The sequence below is a fragment of the Vibrio sp. V39_P1S14PM300 genome, from assembly GCF_009904765.1.
Lineage (GTDB): Bacteria > Pseudomonadota > Gammaproteobacteria > Enterobacterales > Vibrionaceae > Vibrio > Vibrio proteolyticus.
This window is the reverse complement of record NZ_WXWP01000160.1, coordinates 1-5,774: the sequence shown is the minus strand read 5'-3', so window position 1 is coordinate 5,774 and position 5,774 is coordinate 1. Positions and strand designations below refer to the sequence as shown.

3 protein-coding genes are annotated in these 5,774 nt (G+C 48.9%); all 3 read right to left on the bottom strand.

All coding sequences use genetic code 11. The features are described from left to right. Positions 1-453: 453 nt before the first annotated feature. The 3 genes from CAG65_RS07925 to CAG65_RS07915 all read right to left on the bottom strand — a co-directional run bounded on the left by CAG65_RS07925 (position 454) and on the right by CAG65_RS07915 (position 4,746). Positions 454-2,457 (bottom strand): tRNA(Met) cytidine acetyltransferase TmcA, encoded by a 2,004-nt coding sequence (locus CAG65_RS07925; protein WP_161453271.1) that lies wholly within the window; start codon positions 2,455-2,457, stop codon positions 454-456. Between the two features lie 92 nt (positions 2,458-2,549). Beyond that, positions 2,550-3,521, bottom strand: a complete 972-nt coding sequence (locus tag CAG65_RS07920) for a ParB/RepB/Spo0J family partition protein (RefSeq protein ID WP_021706735.1) — start codon at positions 3,519-3,521, stop codon at positions 2,550-2,552. Positions 3,522-3,528: 7 nt separating this feature from the next. Continuing rightward, positions 3,529-4,746 (bottom strand): AAA family ATPase, encoded by a 1,218-nt coding sequence (locus tag CAG65_RS07915; protein ID WP_161453270.1) that lies wholly within the window; start codon positions 4,744-4,746, stop codon positions 3,529-3,531. Positions 4,747-5,774 lie beyond the last annotated feature (1,028 nt).

Genomic DNA, 5,774 nt, shown 5'->3' with positions numbered 1-5,774 from the left:
CTTCAGTTCTTCGTCCAAACCTGAACGGTCAAAACTGCGATCGATTTGGATGTCGGGCGGAAGTTTTGCAATCACTTGCGTTTTGTCTTCAGACAATTGAAGAAAGGAATTCCACATACCACAACCTATGAACAACCTGGTGAGCATTACCACCCACATCGAGGTTCGACAAATAATCCTTTATTGGCTCGTTTACAGTGTAAATCGACCTTACGTATCAGGCACTGATGTGCGTTCACTCTCAGTGTGACAGACACGCAAGAAGGTACGATTACAATTTAGTGTAGAACGAAACGCTCAGTATCAAAACTGAGAAGGCTACTTTAGTATAAGATTGACGAGCCAGATCACTAGTTTTATCAAATAGATTGGCCCAAACGGACACCAAGATGAATCGGAGGACAGACGCTCTGCCAATTTACAGTGTAAACGGCAGAGCCATTCAAGACAGGTTTACAGTGTAAATTGACGTAAATCGTGTCGCAGCTGCGCTTCAACCTGTTTACGCCCTGCCATCGAAAACTCAATGGCACAAGCCTGCCAGCTCCATTGCTGCACTATTTTTCGCACCATCAAATCTGACACGTTCTCCAACCGCGCAGGCGTTGCTGTGAGTATGCAGTCGCGGATCATCGGGGCAACACTGTCGAAGCTGCTTCCACCTTCAAGGTAAAACTCGATTAATGGGCTCAGCCCTTGTGACATCACGGAACGGTGAGAAAGCGGCAATAAACTACGCACATTGTCAGGTTCAATATCCTTGAGGCTGTCGCTCAGTTGGTAAACCAGATTGTGTTCAAACCGCGGACGCGCTTTGATGATCCACTCGGATTGGCCCTTGACCATCAGCAAAGAGTGACAACCACTCGCCTGATCGCGTTGGCTGCCTAACTTAAGCGGTACAAAGTCATTGCTTTGCCAAAACTGAATCAGATCGCTGGTGGCACCGAAACTGGTCGACAAATACGAAATGTCGAGCAAGGCATCCAACTGCCTGAGCATCGCCGTTCCCCATCCCTGACGTTGACCGTCTGGGTGGACTGCAATGCGCATGATACGCACGCTGCGCTCGGTTGCGGCCTCCGCACAGCCCAGTTGATTGGCCAAAGTGACCGGCGTCAGATGCCCTTTCGGGCGGCGCGTGCCACGCTGAATGTGCCCGATTAACTCCTCATCCAACCCGCCCTCTTCCACCACTAAAAGGCAACCAAGGCAGACATCGCCATCCAACAACGCAAACAAACGCGTCGCGGAATCCGACAGCAGATGAAACAAGTCATTCGGGGATGTTTGGTAATGGGCGTTGACCAGCAAAGCAAAACACTGACGGACCAATCCAGGTGTCGCCAGCAAATGTACTTTACTCAATTCGATGAGTGGTGGAAGCAACGTAATGGGAGTTTGAAGCGGTGTCAGTTCACAATCAAGCAAGAAAGTTTGATACAGCCACAATTCCAACGGATCGTCCTGTCCCCAGCGGATAGGCTGATCCAGTTGAATAAAGCGCGCTCCCGGCCGCTCGGTACGTAGCCAATGCTGAAATTTGAGTGTGAAGCCACGCCCACACCCTTCGTACCCATGAATAGTGGTCGAAAATACCAGCCGATGGTATTGCTGTACCATTCGCTTTAGCATCGGGATCGGAATTGCTGATGCTTCATCAACCAACAACAAATCACACTCGATCGGCTGGCGTAACAACTCGTCCGGCGCCACAAACGTGAGTGTTGCCCCCTGATACGTCAATGCCGTTTTAGATTTCTGCACATCAGGCAACTGGCGTGCAGCATGGTCAAACACTGGAGAAACGTTGGCCAAACGAGGGGCCGTAACCACGATGTGCCGTGGCCGGGCTTGCATTAGCTGTGCTGCTGCTAAACCAAGAGCACTGCTTTTACCCCGCCCGCGATCGGCGGTAAGCACCAAAGGCCGCTTGCGGTGCCCCTCGACGACCTTGATAATGCTTCCGATCGCATCTTGTTGCTGCGCGTAGCGCGCCTCCCCTTCATGAGTGGACGGAAATTCGGGTAACGCGGGCAGTGCCTGTCCCTGAATTAACCAGGTCAGACGTCGTAACCCAAGCTCGAGCCAGCGCGCACCGTCATCTTGCTCGCCGTTCAATTCTGGCAGCACAATCAACACGCCGCCGCCCTTCAGCGCTCCCAACGCAGCACTAAAGCTGTTGGCATCAAAGCCACTCGACATATCACAGATCAGCAGCTCACATTCCTGGCCCAGCAGTTGTTGTCCTTGTTTGAACGTGACATGTTGGTTTGGAGCGCCGTGCGTTTGTTGGCCACCGAGCTGAAAAACTTGTGAAGGAGCCAGCGCGGCCAGAGCGGCAGTCACACACTGTTGCTGCCATTGGGTATCGCCTGCCGCCACAATGCCGCAGCGAAACAGACCCGGATGAAGACGATGAGCAAGTTGAGTGAAGAATTGCGTTGTGGAAGACATACTGTAAGTCGCAGCTACGGATTCGTTGGCGTCATAGTAGCATAAGGCACAAAAAAAGCCGCACTGAGCGGCTTTTAGCAAAATGGATTGGATTAGCTGAGCTTACCCGCAACAAAATCGAGAATGTCTTGCATGGTTTTATCGTCGACTTTTTTCAGGTTGAGTGACAGATTCGCTCCCTTACGGCTGTAACTGGCACGCCCTTTTACCAGCTCCACTTTCGGACTGACCGTACGCTTGGCCGGTGCCAGAGACGCGATCCACTCTTCAATGGTTTCGGTCACTTCTTTGGTCAGACGTGCCACGCCTTGCGCCTGGCTGCGTTGCCAAACGAATCCCTCTTTTGACTGGCATTTATCCAACAGTTTTTGCTGGTTGTCACTGCTGAGTTCATTGAACTGTTTGTGCAGCTTCACAATGGTGGGGCGCCCCAGCTCTGCCACGCTCGGGTACGCCTGCAGGAGCTCAAGCGGCAAAGACGCCGCTTTAAGCGCGCCGCTCACCAGCGCTTCACTGCACTGAAACATCTTCGCTAATGCTTTCTGATCTTCTGCTTCACCACTATCGAGCTTGAGCTGCATCTCTTTGCCCTTCTCGTACAAAGACAGTGGTTTGTGCGCGTTGGCGACATCAGACAAAAACTTGGCGTGCTCAGTATTGATGCCTTCCGCCACATAAATCAGGAACTCCTGTCCCGACAAAATACACGATTTGCGGCGGCGGCTACCATCCAACACTTCAATTTTGCCATCTTGAGTACGACGTCCGACGGCCGGATATTGCTGGCCTCGTTCACGCAGTGTGCTCAGGACATCCGATAGCGCATGCTCATTGAGGAATGCCTGTTCGCGGGCATTCTCCGCGAATACAACGGTCTGTTGCTCAACTTCAGAGGCCGGAATACGCACCAGCTCAAACGCCACCATCTCTTCACCGGCCACCGCCAGTTCAATCACCTGCGCCTGTTCTTTGGCCGCAGTCTGCGCCTCCTGAGGCGTAGTTGCACGACGCTTGTTCGCTTTGCCAAACAGCTTTGCGTTCAGATCAGATGTTTTAATCGCCATAGTCTACTTACCCCTGATTTAATGATGGCCAATGACTGTGAAGTACACGTTCCAGCTCCAGAGAGCTTTTCTGTACCGCATCCTGCGCGGTCGCCAGCGTCTTTTTACCACCTTCGAAATCACCTGTGGTCAGATCAAACACCGTGCTGTAGGTATCGGCGCAGGTTTCGAATGCCCGGCTCCGCGGGATGGTCGCCATCATCACCTGATCGCCCAGCAGATAGTTCATTTCGGTCAAAACTGATACCTGCTTTTTGTTGTCGTCTTCAAACATCGTCGGCATCAAACGAACAAACTCCAGCCCTTTCCAATCTTCGGGGAACATCTCGTACACCGTTGGCAGGTGCTGGAAGAAGTTGACGGTCGACGCCCAGTCAAGGCGTTTTGCCGCGCAGGGAATCAACAATGCGTTCGACGCATACATCGCATTCCACACCAGCGGATCCACGTGTGGGCCGGTATCGATCATGATGACATCAAAATCGTCAGCAATTTTATCAATCAGAGTTTCTTTCAGCAGCTTAACGATGTCTAACGATTGATTTGTCGACAGGTATTGCCATGCCTCGGCGTTAAACATGGCATCTTCCGGGAACGCAGACACGGTTTTCAGATTCGGGTACTGTGTCGGCATCAACACATTTTTATTCAGAAACTCGTTGTCGATTTCGACCCCATCCGGCACGTTACCGAGCATGACATCAACCGCGGAGTAAATGCTATCATGATCAGAAATACTGATCTGCGGGTTGAGGAACAAACGCAATGACCCTTGTGGATCAAGGTCAATCAAGCAAATGCGGTAACGTTTATCAAGATTCAGTGCCAGACAAGCCGCCAAATGCACTGCCGACATGGACTTCCCAGTGCCCCCTTTCTGGTTCTGCACATTAATAATCCACGGTTTATTACTTTGATTTTTCTTACGTTCATGGAATTTGGGTACACCAGCAGCATCCATTAACATGTGAGCTTCCGCCAGTGAAATCGAATAGTGGTTGGCATTATTCTTAGTAAACTGATGTCCGGCCTCTTCCATCTTACTGATGGCATCGTCCAGTTTACGTCGAGTCAAACCTGAGCGAGTTTCCATCAATGCTTTTGACATTGGTGGGAAATGCTCATCGCGACGTTCTTCTAATACAATCTCGATACGGTCCGCCTGGACCTGAGCCGTCTGTTCAGCAAGCTGATTCAGACTCTCGATCGTTTGTTCTCTTTTCATGACCAAATTCCGTTGTTAGTGACTAAGTTCGATTGTACAGCAAAATGATACCAACACAATAAAAAGGTGAACATACACTTATGCATACCAATCACATTAAATCGAAAATTTGTTAGCGAATTAATGGATCATGTGATAAATACTCTCAAAAATGCGACGATTTTTTCTTGTGTTCCCTTCACAAATGGTCACACATTGAAAGTGTTACAATGTCACTTATTTACAATGTAAAGCTAATACATCAATTTTCTCTTCGGAACGATTATTATGCCTTGTAATTTTACGGGCAGTGTCATTTTGATTTCTCAATCTAGAGAATGTCTTATACTTCTTGCGATTCAAACCCGAATTGTCATTGAAGCGTGAATTGATAAACATAGGTGAACCAATCTGGAAGCATGATCAAGTAATCTCTGATGATCATGCTTTCGGCGTTATATGGGGCAGAAGGAAGCATGATCAAGTATCCACACCGCGACCATCATGCCTCACTGCCATGAAGATCCAATGATCGTTTTCAGGATCAATGATCAAGATAGAGGTCTGTTCGGAAGCATGGTTTTTTAAAGCTAGATTACGGAACAATGCAGACAGACACGGGGCTGAAGAGAAATTCAATGCGAAATATGCTGTTAATCAAAATACATTCGGTCAACTGACTTTCATCGTAATGCCACTTGATCATGCTTTCGTGACTAACCCTCAAGTGCTTGTCCACACAGCTTCTAACGAACTTTGTCGGTTCAATTGTCCGGCTAGATAAATTCGTTGTTTTTTTCATCAATATTGCATCTTCCTTGATCATCGTTTCAGCGCGATACGCTTGAGTTAAACCAGAATCATGTCACAAAGAAAAGAGAATCCATCAGGGCTTGTGGATAACATGTGACAATGCGATGATCATGTTTCGGGAAATACGTTGATCATGATTACGAGATGCTGATGATCATGTTTCAGAACGATTTTGATCATGCTTTCAAACAGTTAATGATCATGCTTTCTGGACTACATTGATCATGCTTCTGACG

What these genes read in the sequence shown, in the direction of transcription:
- CAG65_RS07925 (WP_161453271.1), bottom strand. Translation starts at nt 2,457, where the DNA reads ATGTCTTCCACAACGCAATTCTTCACTCAACTTGCTCATCGTCTTCAT.
- CAG65_RS07920 (WP_021706735.1), bottom strand. Translation starts at nt 3,521, where the DNA reads ATGGCGATTAAAACATCTGATCTGAACGCAAAGCTGTTTGGCAAAGCG.
- CAG65_RS07915 (WP_161453270.1), bottom strand. Translation starts at nt 4,746, where the DNA reads ATGAAAAGAGAACAAACGATCGAGAGTCTGAATCAGCTTGCTGAACAG.